Origin of the sequence: Longimicrobium sp. (assembly GCA_036377595.1) — a bacterium.
Lineage (GTDB): Bacteria > Gemmatimonadota > Gemmatimonadetes > Longimicrobiales > Longimicrobiaceae > Longimicrobium.
This window is the reverse complement of record DASUYB010000029.1, coordinates 1-19292: the sequence shown is the minus strand read 5'-3', so window position 1 is coordinate 19292 and position 19292 is coordinate 1. Positions and strand designations below refer to the sequence as shown.

Genomic DNA, 19292 nt, shown 5'->3' with positions numbered 1-19292 from the left:
ACCCTGGCAGCTTAATACCCCTCTGCTACCGGCAGACGGAAAACGCCGTTAGATTGGGTGTCCGGCAACTCCTTCCCGCCGGAGCCGGTGAACCCCGCAGGAGCCCGATTCCATGCGCAACCGCGTGCTCGCCGCCGCGACCCTGATCCTTGCCGCCGTGGCCACGGCCGCCTGCGACGGCGGCTCGGCCACCGCGCCCAGCGACGCCCAGCTCACCCGCGCCCAGGCGCTCGCGCTCAACCACGCCGTCTTCGCGGTGGGCGCCGGCTTCAGCGACGGCGGCGTGCCCGCCGGCGCGCGCGGGGCGCGACTGCAGTCGGCGAACGGCAGCAGCACCTTCTCGTTCACCTTCGACACGCGGCAGCAGTGCCCGGCGGGCGGCGACGTGGCCGTGGCCGGCACCATCGGCGGCGCGGTGGACGCGCAGGCCAGCACCGCGCAGGTGGCCGCGAACCTGGCCGTGGCCCACACCGGCTGCAAGGTGCGCACGGACGACGGCGCGGTCTTCACCCTGAGCGGCGACCCCAAGATCGACGTGACGCTGCGCGCGGCGGCCAGCGGCGCCAGCGGGGTGACGGACTTTCACCTGACGGAGATCGGCGGGTTCACCTGGGACAACGGCCGCGGCGGCTCCGGGCGCTGCACCGTGGACCTGAGCGCCGACCTCGTCACGGGAACGCAGAACGTGCGGCTCACCGGCAACTTCTGCGGCTTCGCCGTCGACGGCGTGATCGAGCACGTCGGCAGCTGACGCGCGGCATCGCCCTAGACGCATACGAGCCCCCGCCGGCACTTCGCCGCGCGGGGGCTCGATTCATCCATATATCAGAGGAACAGCAAAGAAGGCTCACACGGAGGGAACGGAGGAAACGGAGTGCCGCACCGGCTTCCCTCCGTTTCCTCCGTGTGACACTTCAGTTCGTCGTTAATGCGTGTCCGATTTCCTGGTCGAGCATGACGGATCGCTTGCCCGCCGCCGCGCCTGCGCAGAGATTGCGAGCCACACACCCTACATCCGCTCCATCCACCCCGAGGACTCATGACCCGCTCACGTTTTGCGGCCCTCGCGGCCGCCGCGCTGGTGCTGGCCGCGTGCGGCAATGACGACGCGCAGCCCGGCGCCGCTCCCGCCTCCGACGCGTCCGCGCCCGCGGCCCCCGCGCCGGCTCCCGCCGCACCCGAGGCCGCGCCTCCGACCGGGATGGCCGGTGCGCCGGGCGTGGCGCGGCGCGGCGTCGACAGCGCCAACGCAGCCTACCAGCGGCAGGAGGACGAGGTCAACCGCATGAGCCAGCCGGGCGGCACCACGCCGTGACGCGCATCCGCGGCATCGACGGGCGGCGCCGCGCGCGACGTGGCGCCGCCCGTCGCGTCCATCGACACCCACGCGCGAGGCCGCGATGAGCGACGCCGTTCCCGCCGCGCCCGGACGCTTCCTGACCGCGGCGTGGCGTACGCTGGTGATGCTGAACTGGGAGGTGGACCCGGGCATCCTGCGCCCGTACGTCCCGCGCGGCACCGAGCTGGACGCGTGGCAGGGGCGGACGTTCGTCAGCGCCGTGGGGTTCATGTTCCTGGACACGCGCGTGCTGGGCGTTCCCATCCCCTTCCACCGCAACTTCGAGGAGGTGAACCTCCGCTTCTACGTCGGGCGGCAGGGGCCGGAGGGGTGGCGGCGGGGCGTGTGCTTCATCCGCGAGATCGTGCCGCGCTGGGCCATCGCGACGCTGGCGCGCCTGGTCTACAACGAGCGCTACGTGGCCCTGCCCATGCGCCACGCGGTGCGGATCAGCGACCCCAGCGGCGAGGCGGAGTACGGCTGGAGGTTCGGGGGGAGATGGAGCTCGCTGCGCGCCCGCTTCTCCGGCGGCTCGGCGCCGCTGGTGGCGGGGTCGGAGGAGGAGTTCATCACCGAGCACTACTGGGGATACACGGCCCAGCGCGACGGCGGCACGGTCGAGTACCGCGTGGAGCACCCGTCGTGGCGCGTCTGGTCCGCCGACAAGGCCGCGCTCGACGCCGACGTGGCCGCGCTGTACGGCGCCGAGTTCGCCGGGCCGCTGGCCGCGCCGCCCTCGTCCGCGTTCGTGGCCGACGGCTCGCCCATCGTCGTGCGCCGCGCCCGCCGCATCGTCTGAGGGCGGCATCGCTGGATGGCTCTCACGGAGGGCACGGGGGACACGGAGAACAGAAGGTTTTTCTCCGTGACCTCCGTGCCCTCCGTGAGAGAATTCAAAAGAATCGGTGACGGCGCGGATGTTTGCTGGCGCGCCGGAGGAGCGGCCGCGTAGCTTGGCTCGCCGTGTTTCGGCGCTCGGTTTGCAGGATGTGGCCGCGCGCGTGAGGGATGCGCGCCCGGAGGGCCGGGACGCCGCCGCGCGCGCGCCGTCGCCGCGGACCGCTTGGATGCCGGGCGCGGCGGTGGCCTGGCGCGGTTGGGCACGGTGGTATCGTGCCCTACCGCGCGCGCAGCCCGTTTTGGCGTCTCGGCGCCAAACACGCCCAAAGCCTGCAGTTCCATCTGTTGGAGGATCGATCCCGAAGCGCAGTTCCTGACCCCGGGGCGGAGCGAGCGGAGGTGGCGTTGACGGAGACGGAAGCCGGCGCGGGCACGCACCCCGAGCCGCGGCGCGAGGCGGGACCCTTCCTGACGCCCTACGAGATGGCGTTCGGCGAGCCGGCGTTCGAGAACCGCATCTTCCCGCGCATCCTGGCCGAGGCCGAGATGCACGGCGAGGACCCGCTGGCGCGCGAGCGCTTCGGGTTCCTGACGCTGGCCGGCGACGCCGCGCGCGACATGGTGCCGCAGGACGCGCCGCCGGAGATGCTGGAGGAGTACCGCGCGCTGCTTTACCACGCGTTCAACTTCTGGCGCTTCGGGCGGCGCATCTACTGCCTCGACGCGCCCGTGGCCCGCTACCTGGTGGAGGCCGCGCCGGCGCTGGAGGACTGGACGCTCACCCTCCCCGTGCCCAGCGTTTACGTGCAGCTGCCCGCCAAGCTCTTCTGGGCCAGCATCTCCACCGACGTGCCGCCCGAGCCGGTGGACGGCTTCTTCGCCACCGTGTGCGAGGGGCGCGACCCGCTGGGCGGCGGCGCGTACCAGGACCTGAACGTGCTGATGGTGCTCGGCCTGCGCCGCGGCCGCGCGGGGTTCAGCGTGATCCCCTTCGACACCGAGGCGGGTCCGGGCATCCCCGCCACCTGGGCCGAGGCGCCGGGGCGCGAGGGCGCGCGCGACTTCGACAACATCCTCCCCGGCGGCGAGATCGCGGGGCTGTACTCGATCCTCACCACGACGGAGGCGCTCAAGCTGCTGGCTCGCGCGCTCTGGTACGTCGACGCGCACCCCGCCGACGTGGAGGCCGAGCCGGCGCCCGAGCGCCGCGCCGAGGACCGCCCCGGCCAGGTGCCGCTCAGCCGCCTTCCCTACCACCGCGTGCGCCTCTCCGGCGCCGGGTTCCCCGCGGAGGGCGCCGAGGGATGAAGGCGCCGGAGGTCGCCGGGGTCCTCTCCGAGATCTCCATGCTGCTGGAGGTGGTGGGGGGCGACCCCTTCCGCGCCAAGGCGTACGCCACCGCCGCCCGCCGCCTGGAGGCCAGCGGCGCCGACCTCGTGCAGCTGGCCGCCGAGGGCCGCCTGACCTCGCTCCCCGGCGTGGGCGCGGGGATCGCCGAGGTCATCCGCGAGCTGGTGGAGACGGGGCGCTCGTCGCTGTACGACCGCCTGGCCGCGGAGACGCCGATCGGGCTGTACGACCTGATGCGGATCAAGGGCCTCGGCCCCCGGCGCGTCCGCACGCTCTACGCGGAGATGGGGATCGACTCGCTCGACCGGCTGGAAGAGGCCGCGCTCGCCGGCCGTCTCGCCTCGCTCCCCGGGATGGGCGCGAAGACGGAGCAGAAGATCCTCGAATCCATCGCCTTCGCGCGCGCGGCGCGGGGAAGGCGGAGACTCTACGCCGCGCTGGAGGTGGCCGAGCGGCTGCTGGAGTGGCTCGACACGCTCGACGGGGTGACGAAGGCCGACACCGCGGGCGAGGTGCGGCGCGACTGCGAGGTGGTCGACTCGGTCGATCTCGTCGCCGCCGCGAAGGATCCCGCCGCGGTCCTCGCCGCCTTCCGCGCGCTGAGCGGCGCGGCGTCGAAGCGAGGTGGGGACGAGGATCGCGCGGAGATCCAATTCTCCGACGGGCTGAAGGCGCGGCTCGTCTGCGTCCCCCCCGCGCGCTGGGCGACGGCGCTGCTCTACGCCACGGGAAGCGCGGAGCACCTGACCCAGCTCGAGGCGCGCGCGCAGGAGATGGGGATGCGGCTCTCCGCGGACGGCCTGTGGCGGGACGGAAAGCGCGTCGCCGCGCGCGACGAGGCGGCCGTCTACCGCGCGCTCGATCTGCAGTTCATCGAGCCGGAGCTGCGCGAGGGGTGGGGGGAGATCGAGGCCGCGGCGGCGGGGACGCTCCCCGAGCTCGTGGAGATCGGCGACCTCAGGGGCACCTTTCACTGCCATACGACGTATTCGGACGGGCGCGCCACGCTGGCCGAGATGGGCGAGGCCGCACGCGAGCGCGGGTGGAGCTATCTGGGGATCGCGGACCACTCGCAGACCGCCTCATACGCGGGGGGATTGAGCCCCCACCGCGTCCGCGACCAGTGGGCGGACATCGACGGCTGGAACCGCGCGCACGGCGGGAAGGGGAAGAAGCGCGTCCGCCTGTTCAAGGGGGTGGAGAGCGACATCCTGGCCGACGGGTCGCTCGACTACGACGACGACGTGCTGGCCGGGTTCGACTACGTGGTCGGCTCCGTCCACAGCGCGTTCAACCTGGGGCGGAAGGAGATGACGGCGCGGCTGGTGCGCGCCGTCTCCAATCCCCACCTCACCATCCTGGGCCACGCGACCGGGCGCCTGCTGCTGCGCCGCGACGGCTACGAGGTGGACGTCGTCGCGGTGATCGACGCGGCCGCGGAGCACGGCGTCTGTATCGAGATCAACGCCGACCCCGCGCGGCTGGACATCGACTGGAAGAACGCGCGGTACGCGGCGTCGCGCGGCGTGCTCGTTCCCATCGACCCCGACGCGCACTCCACCAGCTCGCTCGACCACGTGCAGTGGGGCGTGCGCGTGGCCCGCAAGGGATGGCTGGGGCCGCGCAACGTGCTGAACTGCTACGAATTAGAGGAAGTTGAGGAGATCCTTGCCCAGAGAAAGCAGGGCCGCCCGGCGTGAGCGCCTGATCCGTGTGCTCGACCGGCTGCACGCGGAGTACCCCGACAGCAGGTGCTCGCTCGACCACGACACGCCGCTGCAGCTGCTGGTGGCCACGGTGCTCTCCGCGCAGACGACGGACGCGGCGGTGAACCGGGTGACACCCGCGCTCTTCGCCCGCTTCCGCACGGCCGCGGACTTCGCGGAGGCCACGCAGGAGGAGATGGAGGAGCATCTCAAGACGCTCAACTTCTTCCGCAACAAGAGCCGGTCGCTGATCGGCCTGGGCCGCGCGCTGGTGGAGCGCTTCGGCGGCGAGGTGCCGGCCAGCATGGAGGCGCTCGTCACACTCCCCGGCGTCGGCCGCAAGACCGCGAACGTCGTCCTCGGCGTGGGCTTCGGCATCGCCGAGGGCGTGGTGGTGGACACGCACGTCAAGCGCAACGCCGCGCGGCTGGGGCTGACGAAGGAGGAAGACCCGGAGAAGATCGAGACGGACCTGGTCGCGCTGCTCCCCCCCGAGCGCCGGGTGATCTTCACGCACCTGCTGATCGACCACGGCCGCGCCGTCTGCACCGCGCGCCGGGCGTTCTGCGAGCGCTGCGTCGTCGCCGAGCTGTGTCCCTCCGCGCCGGCGGCCTATCGCCAGGCCGCGGCGGCGCCGGCCGTATCCGACGCGATGGAGCCGGTGCCGGCCTGACTCCGCCGTCTCGCCCGTATCCCTTGTACCGAAGTCAATGTTGCGGCAATGACTTGCACCGGAAACATCCTATTGCCCCACATTCAAGGAATGTTCGAGTAGATTCGTGAATCCAAAGAGATGGGACGCTGGGCAGCGGCCTCATCGGGACCTCGCAACCGCGTCATGGCAGCCGCCGTGACGCGGTTTTTTGTCGCAGTTACAACAACATTTGACGCCATATTGCGCACCCTAAAAAACGCCATTATCATCGTCGTTCCCGTGCCGTGTGCCCGCGGCGCGGGGGCTCTTCGCTGGCGCCCCGCCACGAAAGATCCCGGAGCACACCGACTGCATCCGGCGCGCTGACCACGGGACGGTTCTCACCGTACCCTCTCCCCTCACCCGCGGCCACTCCCTTCCGGCCGCGTACCGGGCACCTCGCCCAGGACACGTCCGTCTGGAGCGTTGCATCTCCCACTCTCGTCCCGGAGATCGTCCCATACTGAACCCCGATGACCTGAGGGTCGATTCGTTCGACACCATCCCCCTGGGTCCGGACGGCGAATGCTGCACCGGTTGCGTCAGCGGCTGCGGCTACATCCCCACCCAGGGTGGCTGCGAGAGCGCCGACACCGGCGACGTGTTCATCTGCGCGGGCGGGGGAGCGGTGCCGGGCGCCGGCGACTGCTGCACCGGGTGCGTGAGCGGGTGCGGCTACATCCCCACCGAGGGTGGCTGCGAGAGCGCGGGCCCTGCCTGAGCGGCATCTCGCCGGACGTGAGGTGAGATCCACCCGACCCCTTCCGGCCGTAGTCGAGATGCCGGTTCACCCGACGCTCCGCTTGGGGCGTCATTCCCCCCATCGCAAGGAGACACTCCCATGCTCAACCCCGACGACCTGAACGTCGAGTCCTTCGACACCTCCGCCGCGATCGCCGCCCCGGGCGGCGGCTTCTGCTGCACGGGCTGCGTCAGCGGCTGCGGGATCAACCCCACCGCGGGCGGCTGCGCCAGCGCCAGCGGGCAGGTCATCTGTATGCAGGAGCCGGTGCTGGCGTACTGACCGGCAGCCTGCCAAGGGGCGGAGCGGCGAGGGACGCCGCTCCGCCGATTCACGTCCCCTCACAGGAGCATCAGCCATGCTGAACCCCGAAGACCTGCAGGTCGATTCGTTCGAGACCTCTTCCGCCCTGCCGACCGGCGGAACCCTGGGCTGCTGCACGGGCTGCGTCAGCGGCTGCGGCATCAACCCCACGGCGAGCGGCTGCGCCAGCGGCGGCGGCGATCCGGTGCTGTACTGAGCGGCGATGGGTGGGGCGGCGGAGAAGGGCCGCCCCGTCCGGAGCCTCCATTCCCCCATCCGGAGGAGATCGTCCCATGCTCAATCCCGAGGACCTGAAGGTCGAGTCGTTCCTGGCCGCGGCCATCCCGAGCACGGGCGGGACGCTCAACTGCTGCACCGGCTGCACCAGCGGCTGCGGCATCAACCCCACCGCCGGCGGCTGCGAGAGCGCCAGCGGCGACCCGTTCCTCTGCAAGGACGGCACGATCATCGCCGTCGACTGACCGTGGCGGGCGGGGCGGCCGGGGTGCCGCTCCGCCCGCTCTCCATCTCCCTTCCTACGATCCTGGAGCGCGCGTGCCGAAGAAGCTGAGGCTGGAGGAGATCCGGGTGACGGCGTTCGAGACGGGCGCGCCGACGGCGTTCCTGGCGCGCTACACGCCCGACTGCTGCACCGACGACAACAGTGGGTGCGCCACCGGGCCGGAGACGGGGTGCGTGGACACCACCATCGCGACGGGACTCTGAACCGGAGACACGGCCATGACGCTGAGCCTGGACGAGCTCGAGGTGATGTCGTTCGAGACGGGCGCGGGGACGGACGCGGACACCACGACGTCGCCGATCCCGTACAGCCCGTACTGCTGCACGCAGGACAACAGCGGGTGCGACACCGACGTGGAGGCCGGCTGCACCGACGCGCGGATGGGCTGCGCCGGCGACAACGGATACATCGTCCCCGGCGGGATCTGATCCACCCCGGCGGGATGCGGGCGGCGGCCCGATCGCTTATGATTCCGGCGCAAGCCCGGCGCCCGGCGCGGGACCCCCCGCGCCGGGCGCGTTGTCGAAACGGACCGACGATCGCCCGCATCATGCTTCGCCCGACCATCAAGGACCTGCTCTCCGGCGCCGTGGAGCCCGGCAGCGCCGTCACCGTTCAGGGGTGGGTGCGCACCCGCCGCGACTCCAAGGCCGGCATCTCGTTCATCAACGTGAGCGACGGCTCGGCCTTCGCCATGATCCAGGTGGTCGCCGGGAAGGAGCTGCCGAACTACGAGAGCGAGGTGCTGCGGCTGAGCGCCGGCTGCTCGGTGGTGGTCGAAGGCGAGCTGGTGCCCACGCCGGGGCGTCCGCAGCCGGTGGAGGTGCGCGCCACGAAGATCGAGGTCGCCGGCTGGGTGGACGATCCCGAGACGTATCCCATCCAGCCCAAGCAGCACTCGATGGAGTTCCTGCGCACGGTCGCGCATCTGCGGCCGCGCACGAACACCTTCGGCGCGGTCGCCCGCGTGCGGCACACGATGGCGATGGCCATCCACCGCTTCTTCGACCGCAACCAGTTCTTCTGGGTGCACACGCCCATCATCACCACCAGCGACGCCGAGGGCGCGGGCGAGATGTTCCGCGTCTCCACCCTCGACCTGCTGAACCTCCCCCGCACCGACGGGGGCGAGGTGGACTTCGCGCAGGACTTCTTCGGGCGCTCGGCCTCGCTCACCGTGTCGGGGCAGCTGAACGTGGAGGCGTACTGCCAGGCGCTGGGCCGCGTGTACACCTTCGGCCCCACCTTCCGCGCGGAGCGGAGCAACACCACGCGGCACCTGGCCGAGTTCTGGATGGTCGAGCCGGAGATCGCGTTCGCCGACCTGAACGACGACGCCGACCTGGCCGAGGCGTTCCTGAAGTCGATCTTCACCGACCTGCTGAACGAGCGGGCCGACGACATGGCGTTCTTCGCCGAGCGCGTGGACCCGGAGTGCGTCCGCCGGCTCGAGGCGTTCATCGAGAGCAGCTTCGAGCGGATGGACTACACCGAGGTGGTGAAGCGGCTGGAGGAGAGCGGCGAGAAGTTCGAGTTCCCGGTGAAGTGGGGGGTGGACCTGCAGAGCGAGCACGAGCGCTGGCTGACCGAGAAGCTGGTCGGCCGCCCCGTGGTGGTGATGAACTATCCGCGCGAGATCAAGTCGTTCTACATGCGCGAGAACGACGACGGCAGGACGGTGGCGGCGATGGACGTCCTCGCGCCCGGGATCGGCGAGATCATCGGCGGCTCGCAGCGCGAGGAGCGGCTGGACGTGCTCGACCGGCGGATGGCGGAGATGGGATTGGACGCGGCGAGCTACTGGTGGTACCGCGACCTGCGCCGCTACGGGACGGTGCCGCACGCGGGCTTCGGCCTGGGCTTCGAGCGCGCGGTCCAGTACGCCACCGGCATCGCCAACATCCGCGACGTCATCCCCTATCCGCGCGCCACCGGGAGCGCCGATTTCTGAGCGGTGAATTGGAACGATTTGATCTCACGCAGAGTTAGCAGGGTCAGCAGAGAACTGCAGCCGTTCTCCTGCTGACCCTGCTGACTCTGCGTGAGACTTGCTGTTTGATGCTGCTATCGGCGCGGGAACCAGCCACAGCAGCCGAATCCCCGGTACTTGATCCTATAGGGTCAGGGGGTTATGCTGGATCGCACACCGCACCTTTAAGCTCACGAAAGAGCGCATGCGCATGCGTCACGCGCAAATCGTTCCGGTACCGGCTGACGCCGCGACGGCGCAACGGCAGGCGTGCACCTGTCGCTGTCGCATGACGATCCTTCGTGCCCGCACGGACCGCTCGCCCATCCCGGGTGCGCGGTCCGTTTCGTTTCCATCCCCCTTCACCGCGAGGAGCGCATGAACAAGCTGTCGCTGAACGTCGAGGAGCTGGACGTGGAGACCTTCGCCACCGCGCGCGGCGACGGGTTCCGCGGCACGGTGGACGCCCGCGGGGTCTCCACCGGCACCAACACCTGCTACTGCACGTCGCGCAACATCGGCTGCTGGTGCACGGAGCAGTGCTGAGCGGCGTCCCGCCGCATCCCCCACCCTTCGGACCGGAGACGGAGCGATGAACAAGCTGAACCTGGACATGGACGCGCTGCGCGTGGAGAGCTTCGAGACCTCGCGCGACGGCGCCGGGCGCGGCACGGTGAACGCCGCGATGGTCTCGCAGGGCGCCAACACCTGCTACTGCACGTCGATCAACATCGGCTGCTTCTGCAGCGAGCGGCAGACCTGCTGGGACTGCGTCTGAACCGGTGAACCCGATCCTGGAGGCATGATGACGAAGAAGCTGAGGCTGGCGGTCGACGAGGTGCGCGTGGAGTCGTTCCCCACCGCGGCGGCCGTTCCGGCGCGGGGCACCGTGCGCGGCGCCGAGGCCACCCCCCGCACCGGCTGCGCCCTGTGCGGCACCGCCGCGGCGGGAACGTGCTTCAACGGCTGCACCATCGACGATTGCTGAGATCCGCCGGCACGCGGATCCCCACGCCGCCGCCCCACCCGCGACGGACGCACCATTCACCGCAGGAGGGGGAAGATGAAGAAGCTCAGCCTGAACGTGGAGCAGATCGACGTCGCCTCGTTCGAGACGGACGAGTACGAGGACGTGCGCGGCACCGTGGAGGCCAACGACGACGCGACCAAGCCCTACGTCTCGTGCGTGCACATCTGCGGCACGGTGAAGTTCGGCCCCGGCGGCGACGACGACTGCACCAGCGGGTGCGTCTGCTGCCGCTTCCGCCCCGCGCCGAAGCCGCAGATCTGACCGGGCGGGTGGGCCATCCATCACGGGAGGGAGAATGATGAAGAAGCTCAGCCTGAACGTGGACCAGGTCAGCGTCAGCTCGTTCGAGACGGACGAGTACGAGGACGTGCGCGGCACCATCGACGCCAACGCGGCGGCGCCCACCGCCACGTGCGTGCGCGTCTGCGGCACCGTGCGCTTCGGCCCCGGCGGCGGAGACGATGACTGCACCAGCGGATGCGTCTGCTGCCGCTTCCGCCCCGCGCCGAAGCCGCGGATCTGATCCACCGCGGTCCATCCCGCACCACCCCGAGCGCGCCCGGCCTCCCACCAGGCCCGGCGCCTTCGCATCTCCAGCACTGGGCACTGGGCACTGGGCACTCGACTCTCGGCACTCAGCACTCAGCACTTCCGTAACCCCCGTGCATGGTCCGAAGCTTGCGCCTGCGGGCCGGCATGGAACCCCCCATCCAGAACGAGAGGCGCCGCGGCTCCGACCGCAGGCGCGGCGGCGGCCTCGGCGGGCCCGGCCGCTTCGGCGTGGGCCCGCTCCTCTTCGGCTTCATGGCCCTGATCGCCCTGACCATGCTCTTTGGCGGCATGCAGGGGAGCGGGCGGATGAAGTACAGCGAGCTGAAGAACCGCATCCAGGCGGGGCAGGTGGAGCAGGTCACCATCACCCCCACCGCCGTGGTGGCGGTTCCGAAGAAGGCCATCCGCGACAGCGCGCGCGTGCGCCAGTGGACCGCCACGCGCGACAACACCGTCGACGACCCCGAGCTCATGCGCCTGCTGGACACCCGGCAGGTGCCCTACGACTTCGCCTCGGAGGGGAAGCTCTGGAGCCTTCTCATCTGGCTCCTCCCGGTGGCCATGATCGTGGTGTTCTGGAGCTTCATGATGCGGCGGATGAACCCCACGCAGGGCGTGCTGACCGTGGGGAAGAGCCGCGCGCGCATCGTGGGCGAGGAAGGCACCGGCGTCACCTTCGACGACGTGGCGGGGGTGGACGAGGCCAGGCAGGAGACGCAGGAGATCGTGGAGTTCCTGCGCAGCCCGGAGAAGTTCGCCAAGCTGGGGGCCAAGATCCCCAAGGGCGTGCTGCTCGTGGGCCCGCCGGGGACGGGGAAGACGCTGCTGGCGCGCGCGGTGGCCGGCGAGGCGGGCGTCACCTTCTTCCAGCTCTCGGGCGCCGAGTTCGTGGAGATGTTCGTGGGCGTGGGCGCGGCCCGCGTGCGCGACCTGTTCGCGCAGGCCAAGAGCCAGGCGCCGTGCATCATCTTCATCGACGAGCTCGACGCGCTGGGGAAGGCGCGCACCCCCGGCGGCGTGCTGGGCGGCAACGACGAGCGCGAGCAGACGCTGAACCAGCTCCTGGTGGAGATGGACGGCTTCGACCCGCGCATCGCCGTGATCATCATGGCGGCGACCAACCGGCCGGAGATCCTGGATCCCGCGCTGCTCCGCCCCGGTCGCTTCGACCGGCAGATCCTGGTGGACCGGCCCGACTGGAAGGGGCGGCTCGACATCCTCAGGATCCACTCGCGCGGGGTGTCGCTGGCGAAGGACGTGGACCTGGACCGCATTGCCCGGCGCACGCCGGGGTTCGTGGGCGCCGACCTGGCCAACCTGCTGAACGAGGCCGCGCTCCTGGCCGCCCGGCGCGACAAGCCGGAAGTGACCATGCTCGAGATCGACGACGCGGTGGACCGCATCGTGGCCGGGCTGGAGAAGAAGAACCGGCTGATCAACGAGAAGGAGCGCACCATCGTGGCCTATCACGAGGCCGGCCATGCCATCGTGGCCGAGCGCGTGCCCACGGCCGACCCGGTGCACAAGATCAGCATCATCCCGCGCGGGGTGGCGGCGCTGGGCTACACGCAGCAGCTGCCCACGGAAGACCGCTATCTCCTCACCAAGCAGGAGCTGATGGACCGCATCGCCGTGCTGCTGGGCGGGCGTGTGGCCGAGGAGATCGTGTTCAACGAGATCTCCACCGGCGCGGGGAACGACCTGGAGCGCGTGACCGAGCTGGCGCGCAGCATGGTGATGGAGTACGGGATGAGCCGCGAGCTGGGCCCGGTGAACCTCAGCGGCCCGCGGCGGATGCAGTTCCTGCAGGCCGACGGCGACCACGCGGGCGGCCGCCAGTACAGCGAGGACACGGCGCGCGAGATCGACAGCGAGATCCGCGGGCTGATCGACGGCACCTACGAGCGCGTGCGCAAGCTGCTGACCGAGGACCGCGGCGTGCTGGAGGTGCTGGCGCAGCGGCTGCTGGAGAAGGAGGTGGTGGACGAGTCGGAGCTGCGGGAGATCATGCACCTGCCGCCGCGCACGCGCGAGCCCAGCGAGGACCGCGTGGTCACCCCGCCGCCCGCCGCGCCGCTGGGCGACGCCAGCCAGGCGCGCGCGGCCACGTCGCCGGCGGACGAGCCGGCGGCGGACTGAGTCGATCGAAGGAGATGGAGACGCGAATGGATGCCAACGGCGGGAAGGACCCGCGCTACAGCGACAAGAGCCCGCACTCCGCGGACGAGCAGGCGCAGCCCGAGCCCGAGCGCCCGGTGCCGGCCACCGAGCGGCGCGAGGGCAGCGGCCAGCCCGACAAGCCGTCGCAGGCGGAAGGCGAGCGCTGACGGAACAGCCTCACACAGAGGGACAGAAGGGGAAAAGAGAGCCACGGAGAACCGATTGCCGTTCTCCGTGGCTCTCTTTTTCTCTGTGCCTTTGTGTGAATTCCTTTTGACATAGATCGCCACCGCGACGCATGGGCGCGTAATTTGCGCAATGCCGTCGGCCGATCAAAGATCACGTTGGCACGTTGAAAGCGTCCAATGTCCCCTGTACCCGATGGCGGGCTGGGGAATTCACGCTCTCACGAGGAGGGACGTATGGCTCATACGGCGAAGTACATCCGGTACGGCGCGTTCGCGTGGACGGCGGCGGCGGCGCTGGCGTTCGGGGCGGCACAGGCGGTCGCGGCCCCGCAGACGCCCGTCACCGCGCGCGCGTGCGTGGACGAGAGCTGCGACGGCGCCTGCATCGCCCGCGGCTTCAACGGCGGCGTCTGCAACCCGGGGTGCACCTGCTTCTGATCACCCCGAGATCGGGAGAAAAGAAGGGCTCACGCAGAGTCAGCAGGGTCAGCAGTTGAACAGCGGTTCTCTCTGCTAACTCTGCTGACTCTGCGTGAGCCATATATCTTTTTAAGATCGTTTCAGAAGAACGGCTCTTCGCGGGCCCGCTTCCGCGTGAGGCGCACGACGGTGCTGTCGCCCTCGCGCGCGGTGACGGGCACCTGCCACTCCAGCACCTCGTCGGGGAGGACGTAGCGCGCCACGGCCCACCACTTCCCCGGCTCGGCCTCGAAGCTCGCGCGGCCGGCGGCGTCGGTGGTGTCGGCCTTCTCCATCAGCCCGCTGCGGCCCACGCGATCCTGCACCGCCTTCTCGAAGTCGTCCTTCATTTTCTCCAGCCACTTCTCCTGCGCCTTGCGGATACTGTCCACTTCCAGCAGCAGCGCGCGCCGCTGGGCCTGGATCCTGCCCACCGCGGTGTCGCCCCGCGCCTTGACCGCCGCTTCGGCGGCCTGCAAACTGCGCAACCGCGCCAGGGTGCCGGGCGCGAACTTCGGCTCGGGATCCTCGTTCTCGGTGCCGAGTGAATCGAGAATGCCCTGCCGGTCGTACGGAAGCAGGCGCACGGGAAGGTCGCCGATCGGCTGCCGCCCGCCGTCCTCGAGCGAGGCGCGCACCACCACGTTGTCGCCGCCGCCGCACGCGGCGGCCGCGAGCAGGGCGATGACCCACACGGAACGCTTCATCGGCCGGTATCGGAATGACGGTCTGGAGGGTGGACTGAACGGGAGCACCGAGCGCGCGGACGCCCCCCGCGCCGCGCCATGCACGCGATTTGCGCGCCGCCGCGGCCGGATCGCGCTGGCCCTGGCGCTGGCAGCCGGGGCGGCCGCGCCGCCCGCGCGCGCGCAGCAGCTGCAGATCCCCGAGCCCACGGGGTACGTCAACGATTTCGCCGGCGTCATCCCCGCCGAGTACCGCGACAGCATCCAGGCGGTGATCGACGACGTGCGCGCCAAGAGCGGCGGCGAGATCGTGGTCGTCACCCTTCCCAACGCGCAGGGGCGCGACGCGTCGACGGTGGCGCGCGAGATCGGGCGGCAGTGGCAGGTCGGCAAGAAGGGCGATCCCAACACGCCGGACCGCAACACGGGCGCGGTGGTGCTGGTGACCATGGAAGACCGCCACTGGCGGATCGAGACCGGCACCGGCACCATGACCTTCATCCCCGCCGGCGAGGCGGGGCGCATCGGGCGCGGGGTGCTGGTGCCCGAGCTGGCGGCGGGGAACCCCGGGCGCGGCATCTACCTGGCCGTGTCGGCGCTGGCGCAGGCGTACGCCGAGCACTTCGGCTTCCAGCTCTCCCCCGTGGTCGCGCCCGTCTCCGTCCCCCGCGGGGAGCCGGCGGGGGACCGGGGGTACCGCGGCGGCGGCGGGTCGCAGATCTGGATCTTCATCGCCTTCATCGTGATCATGCTCCTCCTCTCGGGGGGCGGGCGGCGGCGGGGATGCCTCCCGGTCTTCCTCCCCTTCCCCATGGGCGGCGGCGGGGGACGTCACGGCGGGGGCGGCTGGGGCGGGGGATGGGGGGGCGGCGGCTTCGGCGGCGGAGGGGGCGGGTTCGGGGGATTCGGGGGCGGCGGCGGGTTCAGCGGCGGCGGCGCGGGAGGCGACTGGTGAGCGCGGGAGCGACGATGGGGAAGGAGACTGAGCGCGCGCAGGCCTTCGCGCGCGACCTGGCCGGCGCGTACGGCGACGCGCTGCGCTCGGTGGTGCTGTACGGCTCGGCCGCGCGCGGCGAGTACCGCGACGGGGTGAGCGACCTGAACCTGCTGGTGCTGCTGGGCGACACGCAGGCCGCCACGCTGCGCCGCGGGAGCGCGCTGGCCCGCGCCTGGGCCGCGGAGAGCAATCCCCCGCCGCTGGTGATGAGCGAGGCGGAGTTCCGCGACAGCGCCGACACCTTTCCCATCGAGCTGGCCGACATCCGCGACGCGCACCTGGTGCTGCACGGCGCCGACCCCTTCGCGGGGGTCGAGATCCGGCCGGCCGACCTGCGGATGCAGCTGGAGCGCGAGCTGAAGGGCGCGCAGATCCGCCTGCGCACGCGCTACCTGACGCAGGCGGGCGAGGCGCTGAAGTTCGAGCCCGTGCTGCTCAAGTCGCTCTCCACCTTCCTGGTGATGTTCCGCACCGTGCTGCGGCTGTCGGGCGTGGAGGTTGCGCGTGACCCGCAGGCGGTGGTGGCGGCCACCGCGTCGCGCGTGGGGTTCGACCCCGGGCCGCTGCTGGAGATCCTGCGCGCGCGCGCCGGACAGACGAAGCTCGACGTGCGGCCGGATTCGCCCGTGGTCACGGGGTATCTGGACGCGGTGGCGCGGGTGGTGGAGTACGTGGACCGGTTCGAGGCGCCGGCCTGACCCCAACCGTCAGGCCTGGGCTTTCCCACTCCCGGAGGAGACGATGCGGCAGAGACGGATGGCGGTGGCGGTGGCGATGTCGCTCACGCTGGCGGGGTGCGGCTACAACCGCATCCAGCAGCTCGACGAGACGGCCGAGCAGTCCAAGTCCAACATCGGGGTGGAGCTGACGGCCAGGAACCAGCTCATCCCCAACATGGTGGCCACCGTGAAGGGCGCCGCCAGCTTCGAGCGCGGCACCTACACCGACGTGGCGCGGGCGCGCGCGGGGCAGCTGCAGGCCGCCGAGCAGCAGCTGAACCAGGCGCAGGCGCAGACGCGCACGGCGGTGGAAAGCAAGAACGTGAACCAGCTGCAGCAGGCCGAGGCCGCGCAGACGCGGGCCATCGGCACCTACCTGAACATCGCGGTGGAGGCGTATCCCAACCTGCGCGCCACGCAGAACTTCCAGGCGCTGCAGGACCAGCTGGCCGAGAGCGAGAACCGCATCGCCGTGGCACGGCGCGACTACAACGAGGCGGTGCGCAACTACAACACCTACATCCGCCAGTTCCCTCAGGCGGTCACGGCCAAGGTCACGGGCGCGCAGCGCAAGGAGCCGTACCAGGCGCCCGCCGGCTCCGAGCAGGCCCCCACCGTGAACTTCGACAGCGCCACGTAGCCGATCGTCGAGGCGATGCAATGAAGACGGGGCCGCATCTCCAGTCGGAGGTGCGGCCCCGAAGCTTTTTGGAACTGCGGGGTTTGGGCGTGTTGGGCGCTGAGACGCCCAAACGGGCTGCGCGCGCCGTAGGCCACGATACCGCTGTGGCCAACGGCGCCGGGCCACCGCCGCGCCCGGCATTCCCGCGAACGGCCGGCTACGGTGCACGCGCGGCGGCGTCCCGGCCCTCCGGGCGCGCATCCCTCACGCAGAGTCTCGTCGCCACGCTGAGTTCTCCCCTCCCCTGCGCAGCGGGGGAGGGGCCGGGGGAGGGGGCCAGCCTGCGGCCGCGCGAATATTCGCCACCCGCGCGGGCATCCTCACCCCTACCTCTCCCGGTACGGGAGAGGTGGCGAGCCTGGGCGAGCCGGAGAGGGCGCCCCTAATCCCACCAGCAGTACAGCGACTGCGTCTTGCGGATCTCCGCCGCCAGGGCGCGGACGCTGCCGGTGCCCTGCGTCACCACGTCGGGGCAGAAGCGCGTGACGCGCGCCGCGAGTGCCCGCGCCTCGGCGGGCGATACGGGGTCGCGGAAGCGCGCGCCCACGAAGTCGAACCCCGCCTGGTTCACCGTCAGCGGGTGCTCGCGGTCGACCTCGTGCAGCCACGCGACCACCCGGTCGGGATCGATGCCGTAGTTCCCGCCGTTGGTGTTCAGCTTGCGCAGCACGTCGTACGCATCGCCCAGCGGAAAGAGCGCGAGCGCATCCGGGTCGGCCGGCAGCTGGCTGAAGTCCTGCGTGTGCAGCAGCACGAACCCGCGCGCGGCGAACGCCGGCTGCGCGGTGGCCAGCAGCCCGTCGACCCGATTCTTCGCGACGGGCACCTGCATCCCCACCTGGTCGCCGCCGGCGTAGCCATCGTTCGCCTCGAGCGGCCGCGCCGGCGCGCCCGCCAGCCGCGACAGCGCCGCCACCGCACCGTCGTAGTCGCGCGGCACCGCGAACCCCGCCGGCAGCGGCTCGGGGACGACGCGGTCCGGGCGCCCCAGCAGCGGCGCCATCCCCACGATCCCGCCGCGATCCGCCATCCACGGCCAGACGATGCCGAACATCAGCAGCGCCGCCACCGTCGCGGCGTTCACCCCGCCCGCGGTGAGCCACCATTTCGGCTTGCGCGTGACGGAGGGCCATAGCTTCACCCGGATCCCCAGTTCCTTCAGCACCCGGTCCTGCTCGCGAAGCGCCGCACGCACGCCCAGGTGGCGCAGGGGGAAAAGGCGGTACCAGTTCGCGAGCACCGCGCCGCGGAGCGTCCAGCGGCAGCCCTCGCCCGCGCGGCGGTACCATCCAAGTGCCGTCATCTCCTCCTCATGGTCGCCCGCGTTGGCGGCCATGAACTCCGCCGCCGTGGCGCCGGGCGGCAGCGTGCGCGGGGCATCTCCCGCCACGGAGGCGACAAAGGCGCGAAAGGCCGTCAGCAGCACGTCGGCGTCGCGGATCTCCGGGAAGCGCGCGCTGGCGTGGGGTGGGCGGGTGGCGTGCGTCCGCGGGCCGGAAAAGTTCGAGACCCCGATCTGGCGTCCGTCCTCCAACACCGTGTAGAACGTCAGCGCGCCGTCGGTCGCCACGGCGGGCTGCGCTCCCGCGCCGGCCAGCACCATCGCGCGCACACCCTCGCCGGCGTGGTCCAGCATCACCATGCGGATCGCCTTGCCGCCCGTCAGCCACCGCCCGACGTCGTCCACGGGGACGAAGCCGTCGGCCATCAGCTTGCGGCACGCCCGCGAGGCCCACTCAGCCGCCACGGGCGAGAGCGGATGCCGCTTCAGCTCGTACGGCTCGGTGGGGTAGTCGGCCGGGTTGGGCGTGCGCGTCCGCCACATCTTCAGCGGCGTGACGACCCACGGCGCCAGGAAGACGGCGGCGAGCGGCAGCAGCATCACCCAGCGCCACGGCGACGCGCCGATGGTCACGAAGAACAGGTCCCACAGGACGGCCACCGCGAGCGCCGCCGCGCATGCGGTCGGGAGGCGACGCAGCTTGAAGAGCGGCGCCATCAGAAACCCGAGTATCGCCGCACCGATGACCGGCCACAGCCGTATCGCCTGCAGCCACAGCAGGAGGAAGAGATACACCCAGGACATGTGGAGCGGGAGGAGAGCGGAAAGCAACGCGGGGGGGTGTGAACGAAGATGCAGAGAATGTCGCGGCGGCAGCGCCCCGGCGTCAACCCGCGCGAGGTGCCGTCCTCGATCAGAAGGAGAAAGGTCTTATACCAAATCCGGCTATACAGTTGACGCATTTGCGTCCGTGGGCCACCACCGGAAGCAGGTGGTACTTCGGATGATTTCGGTCTGCTCGCCGAGCTCGCAGCAACGCTTGCTCAGCGTCGCTTCGAGCTCGGCCAGCGA

General features: G+C 71.1%; 25 protein-coding genes. 23 read left to right on the top strand and 2 right to left on the bottom strand.

All coding sequences use genetic code 11. From position 1 onward, the window contains the following. Positions 1–112: 112 nt before the first annotated feature. The 20 genes from VF092_05040 (at position 113) to VF092_04945 (ending at position 13834) form a co-directional block, all read left to right on the top strand. Complete coding sequence (locus VF092_05040; protein HEX6746640.1) at positions 113–751, top strand: hypothetical protein; 639 nt, start codon at positions 113–115, stop codon at positions 749–751. Between the two features lie 288 nt (positions 752–1039). Beyond that, the gene (locus VF092_05035; GenBank protein ID HEX6746639.1) at positions 1040–1315 is read left to right on the top strand and encodes a hypothetical protein; all 276 of its coding nucleotides are present in this window, start codon (positions 1040–1042) and stop codon (positions 1313–1315) included. 85 nt (positions 1316–1400) lie between these two features. Continuing rightward, a complete protein-coding gene (locus VF092_05030; GenBank protein ID HEX6746638.1) occupies positions 1401–2138 on the top strand; it encodes a DUF2071 domain-containing protein in 738 nt (245 codons plus the stop codon). Between the two features lie 446 nt (positions 2139–2584). Further along, complete coding sequence (locus VF092_05025) at positions 2585–3487, top strand: hypothetical protein (GenBank protein HEX6746637.1); 903 nt, start codon at positions 2585–2587, stop codon at positions 3485–3487. Next, complete coding sequence (polX, locus tag VF092_05020) at positions 3484–5229, top strand: DNA polymerase/3'-5' exonuclease PolX (protein HEX6746636.1); 1746 nt, start codon at positions 3484–3486, stop codon at positions 5227–5229. Before VF092_05025 ends, polX begins: the two co-directional genes overlap by 4 nt. Positions 5230–5242: 13 nt before the next feature. Next, positions 5243–5908, top strand: coding sequence for an endonuclease III (gene nth / locus VF092_05015; protein HEX6746635.1), 666 nt, complete (start codon positions 5243–5245; stop codon positions 5906–5908). Between the two features lie 862 nt (positions 5909–6770). Then, entirely contained in the window at positions 6771–6953 is a 183-nt protein-coding gene (locus VF092_05010; GenBank protein HEX6746634.1) for a hypothetical protein, read from the top strand. A 76-nt stretch (positions 6954–7029) separates the two neighbouring features. After that, entirely contained in the window at positions 7030–7191 is a 162-nt protein-coding gene (locus VF092_05005) for a hypothetical protein (GenBank protein ID HEX6746633.1), read from the top strand. Positions 7192–7267: 76 nt separating this feature from the next. Next, the gene (locus VF092_05000) at positions 7268–7456 is read left to right on the top strand and encodes a hypothetical protein (GenBank protein HEX6746632.1); all 189 of its coding nucleotides are present in this window, start codon (positions 7268–7270) and stop codon (positions 7454–7456) included. A 73-nt stretch (positions 7457–7529) separates the two neighbouring features. Beyond that, positions 7530–7700 carry a hypothetical protein gene (locus tag VF092_04995; protein ID HEX6746631.1) on the top strand — a complete coding sequence of 57 codons (171 nt, stop codon included), beginning with the start codon at positions 7530–7532 and terminating at the stop codon, positions 7698–7700. A 15-nt stretch (positions 7701–7715) separates the two neighbouring features. Then, positions 7716–7925, top strand: coding sequence for a hypothetical protein (locus tag VF092_04990; GenBank protein HEX6746630.1), 210 nt, complete (start codon positions 7716–7718; stop codon positions 7923–7925). A gap of 122 nt (positions 7926–8047) precedes the next feature. Continuing rightward, entirely contained in the window at positions 8048–9448 is a 1401-nt protein-coding gene (gene asnS / locus VF092_04985; GenBank protein HEX6746629.1) for an asparagine--tRNA ligase, read from the top strand. Positions 9449–9844: 396 nt separating this feature from the next. Further along, the gene (locus VF092_04980; GenBank protein HEX6746628.1) at positions 9845–10012 is read left to right on the top strand and encodes a hypothetical protein; all 168 of its coding nucleotides are present in this window, start codon (positions 9845–9847) and stop codon (positions 10010–10012) included. Positions 10013–10058: 46 nt separating this feature from the next. After that, positions 10059–10244, top strand: a complete 186-nt coding sequence (locus VF092_04975) for a hypothetical protein (protein ID HEX6746627.1) — start codon at positions 10059–10061, stop codon at positions 10242–10244. A 27-nt stretch (positions 10245–10271) separates the two neighbouring features. Further along, the gene (locus VF092_04970; protein ID HEX6746626.1) at positions 10272–10454 is read left to right on the top strand and encodes a hypothetical protein; all 183 of its coding nucleotides are present in this window, start codon (positions 10272–10274) and stop codon (positions 10452–10454) included. A 75-nt stretch (positions 10455–10529) separates the two neighbouring features. Further along, positions 10530–10757: a hypothetical protein gene (locus VF092_04965; GenBank protein HEX6746625.1), complete on the top strand. Its 228-nt coding sequence runs from the start codon at positions 10530–10532 to the stop codon at positions 10755–10757. Positions 10758–10794: 37 nt separating this feature from the next. Further along, positions 10795–11019: a hypothetical protein gene (locus tag VF092_04960; protein HEX6746624.1), complete on the top strand. Its 225-nt coding sequence runs from the start codon at positions 10795–10797 to the stop codon at positions 11017–11019. A 173-nt stretch (positions 11020–11192) separates the two neighbouring features. Next, positions 11193–13187 carry an ATP-dependent zinc metalloprotease FtsH gene (ftsH, locus tag VF092_04955; protein ID HEX6746623.1) on the top strand — a complete coding sequence of 665 codons (1995 nt, stop codon included), beginning with the start codon at positions 11193–11195 and terminating at the stop codon, positions 13185–13187. A 14-nt stretch (positions 13188–13201) separates the two neighbouring features. After that, positions 13202–13375: a hypothetical protein gene (locus VF092_04950; GenBank protein ID HEX6746622.1), complete on the top strand. Its 174-nt coding sequence runs from the start codon at positions 13202–13204 to the stop codon at positions 13373–13375. Positions 13376–13630: 255 nt separating this feature from the next. Beyond that, entirely contained in the window at positions 13631–13834 is a 204-nt protein-coding gene (locus VF092_04945) for a hypothetical protein (protein HEX6746621.1), read from the top strand. A 122-nt stretch (positions 13835–13956) separates the two neighbouring features. On the opposite strand, the gene VF092_04940 is transcribed toward VF092_04945, so the two are convergent. Beyond that, complete coding sequence (locus VF092_04940; protein ID HEX6746620.1) at positions 13957–14562, bottom strand: hypothetical protein; 606 nt, start codon at positions 14560–14562, stop codon at positions 13957–13959. On the opposite strand from VF092_04940, the gene VF092_04935 reads away from it, so the two are divergent. The 3 genes from VF092_04935 to VF092_04925 are packed head-to-tail and all read left to right on the top strand — an operon-like array spanning position 14540 to position 16897. Beyond that, positions 14540–15496, top strand: coding sequence for a TPM domain-containing protein (locus VF092_04935; GenBank protein HEX6746619.1), 957 nt, complete (start codon positions 14540–14542; stop codon positions 15494–15496). The two genes, VF092_04940 and VF092_04935, sit on opposite strands and share 23 nt — an antisense overlap. 14 nt (positions 15497–15510) lie before the next feature. Beyond that, on the top strand, positions 15511–16236 hold the full coding sequence (locus VF092_04930) for a nucleotidyltransferase domain-containing protein (protein ID HEX6746618.1): 726 nt from the start codon (positions 15511–15513) through the stop codon (positions 16234–16236). A gap of 43 nt (positions 16237–16279) precedes the next feature. Further along, complete coding sequence (locus VF092_04925; protein HEX6746617.1) at positions 16280–16897, top strand: LemA family protein; 618 nt, start codon at positions 16280–16282, stop codon at positions 16895–16897. A 424-nt stretch (positions 16898–17321) separates the two neighbouring features. Here VF092_04925 and VF092_04920 read toward each other — a convergent pair whose 3' ends face one another. Next, positions 17322–18938 (bottom strand): DUF4253 domain-containing protein, encoded by a 1617-nt coding sequence (locus VF092_04920; protein ID HEX6746616.1) that lies wholly within the window; start codon positions 18936–18938, stop codon positions 17322–17324. Positions 18939–19292: the final 354 nt, after the last annotated feature.